The following is a 2,413-nucleotide window of genomic DNA, read 5'->3' as shown; positions in this document are numbered from 1 at the left end:
AGCGTGATCAGCATAAGGCCATACATTACTAATGCGCCTGCCAAAAGCCTTCGGCTTCCTATTTTAGTGACCAGCCAGCCAGACAAAGGCAAAGAAAGCATCAATCCTACCGGTAACGCAAAAAGCACTGCTCCAAGCCCTGCATCAGATAATGATAATTTTTGCTGTATAGTCGCAATTCGTGATGCCCAGCTGGAAAAACATAACCCAGCCATAAAAAACATGGCAGCTACAGCTCCTCTGGTTACTTTCGGTGCATAATTCATTGTGCAAAAATGAGGATTATTTACAAAACGAATTGTCTTTTTTACGAGTTAATCATTCCGATAAACGGTGAGCTGATAACTACCTGGTGTTACACCAACCAATTTCTTAAAGGTCCTGATAAAATAATTGGCATCGCTAAAACCCAGTTCATAACTAATTGCTGCAATCTTGGCTCCTGGCCTGGCCAGAAGTTCCTTAGCTCTTTTCATCTTTTCCGTCAGAATATAATCATTGGGACTAATGCCCAATTCGCGCTTAAATAAACGATAAAAAGAAGCCTTACTCATACAAGCCTTATTACTAAGATTGTTAATACTGATCTTCTCATTCAGATTCGCTTTGATATAGCCAATCACATAACCAAGAGGACTATGATTACTGCCTGCAACAGACCCGTCGGCAGCTTTTAAATTCTGGGTCTGGATAATCCTGACCAATAGTTCTTTTAAAGTAAGATCCGCAATGACGTCTTTCTCCCTGGATCCTTCTGAACAAATCCGGATGATTTTATTGATCAGAAAGGCAATCTCTTCATTATTATAGAAATGATATTCATCATAGCTTAATGCCCACAACTCGCCCGGACCAGATCTTGGGAAATATTCGTTCAGATAACGAATTGTTCTCTTAATTTGTTCCTGATCAATTGCAAGTGCGATACATTGGGCAGGTGTATGATCAGATGCTTCCGGAAAATCGATCTTCATCGTTTGTTCTGCAGGCACAATGACCGTTTCGCCAGGCAAATAGTCAAATCCCTCCTTATCAAAAAGATGCATCACTTTTTTACCCCGCAGCATACTGGTGATCACAAAATCGCTGAAGGTTAATGGAACCTTATATGATTGTACATACGTTTCGAACACATTCAGCTCGCAACGCTCCAATGTATAGGATGTTCTGTTTTCAACGAGCGTTTGAAGCCGGGCCTCCCTGCTTAGATTAACCAGATCTAATTTGTGTTGCATCATACCTATCCTTATTTTGGTCAGCTACCTTCACCCCAGATTGGGAATATACGATATACTCAAATATACCTTTATTTCAATAGTGTTACAAAACCTGCAACAATAATGCTACCAGTTGCAACTATTCTCCTATCCTTCCAGCGATTTACAGACTAGGTTTGTATCAACCAAATTTAATACATCATGGAACAGCTTGTAAAAAGACCCACCTTTAAATCACAATATGACAATTACATCGGCGGAAAATTTGTTGCGCCGGTAAAAGGAGTTTATTTTGACAACATATCTCCTATAGACGGCAAGGTCTTTACCAAAGCCGCCAGGTCAAGCAAAGAAGACGTAGAACTGGCTTTAGATGCAGCACATACCGCTTTTAAGACCTGGGGAAAAAGTGCTCCTGCCTACAGAAGTACGCTATTACTCCAAGTCGCACAAAAAATCGAAGACAACCTGGAATACCTCGCTGCTGTAGAAACAATTGATAATGGAAAAGCTATCCGGGAAACCCTGGCTGCTGACCTCCCATTGGTGGTTGATCACTTCAGATATTTCGCAGGCGTTATCCGGGCTGAAGAAGGAAGCATCTCTGAGCACGACGAAAATACCGTAAGTATTGCACTTAACGAACCCATAGGCGTTGTTGCTCAAATTATTCCGTGGAATTTCCCTTTATTAATGGCCACCTGGAAAATCGCACCCGCATTGGCGGCTGGTTGTTGTACAGTTGTAAAGCCGGCAGAGCAAACGCCTGTCTCTATCATGGTCCTGATGGAACTTATCGGAGATATTCTGCCCCCGGGTGTCCTGAACATAGTCAATGGCTACGGAATTGAAGTGGGCAAACCTTTAGCCACATCCACCAGGATCTCCAAAGTTGCCTTTACAGGAAGCACCACTTCCGGACGGCTCATTATGCAATACGCCGCAGAAAATATTATTCCTTCGACCATGGAACTCGGTGGAAAGTCTCCGAATATCTTTTTTGAGTCCGTTGCAGACCACGATGATGATTTTCTTGACAAAGCGGTGGAAGGCGCAGTCATGTTCGCTTTAAACCAGGGCGAAATCTGTACTTGCCCGTCCAGGCTGTTGATCCAGGAAAGCATTTATGACAAATTCATAGCGAGGGTCATTGAACGAACAAAAGCAATTAAAACCATCCACCCACTCGACAAGTC

General features: G+C 42.6%; 3 protein-coding genes. 2 read left to right on the top strand and 1 reads right to left on the bottom strand.

From position 1 onward, the window contains the following. Nucleotides 1-261, top strand: a 261-nt coding sequence (locus VNZ46_RS01770; protein ID WP_325558351.1) for a hypothetical protein, incomplete at its 5' end; no start/stop codon positions are given. A gap of 53 nt (nucleotides 262-314) precedes the next feature. Here the strand turns inward: VNZ46_RS01770 and VNZ46_RS01765 are convergent. Further along, a complete protein-coding gene (locus tag VNZ46_RS01765) occupies nucleotides 315-1,238 on the bottom strand; it encodes an AraC family transcriptional regulator (RefSeq protein ID WP_325558350.1) in 924 nt (307 codons plus the stop codon). Between the two features lie 180 nt (nucleotides 1,239-1,418). On the opposite strand from VNZ46_RS01765, the gene VNZ46_RS01760 reads away from it, so the two are divergent. Beyond that, on the top strand, nucleotides 1,419-2,413 hold a 995-nt coding region (locus VNZ46_RS01760; RefSeq protein WP_325558349.1), incomplete at its 3' end, for an aldehyde dehydrogenase family protein.

The sequence above is a fragment of the Pedobacter sp. genome, from assembly GCF_035566355.1.
In the GTDB taxonomy this organism is placed as follows: Bacteria; Bacteroidota; Bacteroidia; order Sphingobacteriales; family Sphingobacteriaceae; genus Pedobacter.
Note: the sequence above shows the minus strand (reverse complement) of the source record. Positions and strands in the feature narration are given on the sequence as shown.

Excerpts from the sequence above, each read along its gene's own strand:
- VNZ46_RS01765 (WP_325558350.1), bottom strand. The coding sequence starts at position 1,238 with ATGATGCAACACAAATTAGATCTGGTTAATCTAAGCAGGGAGGCCCGG.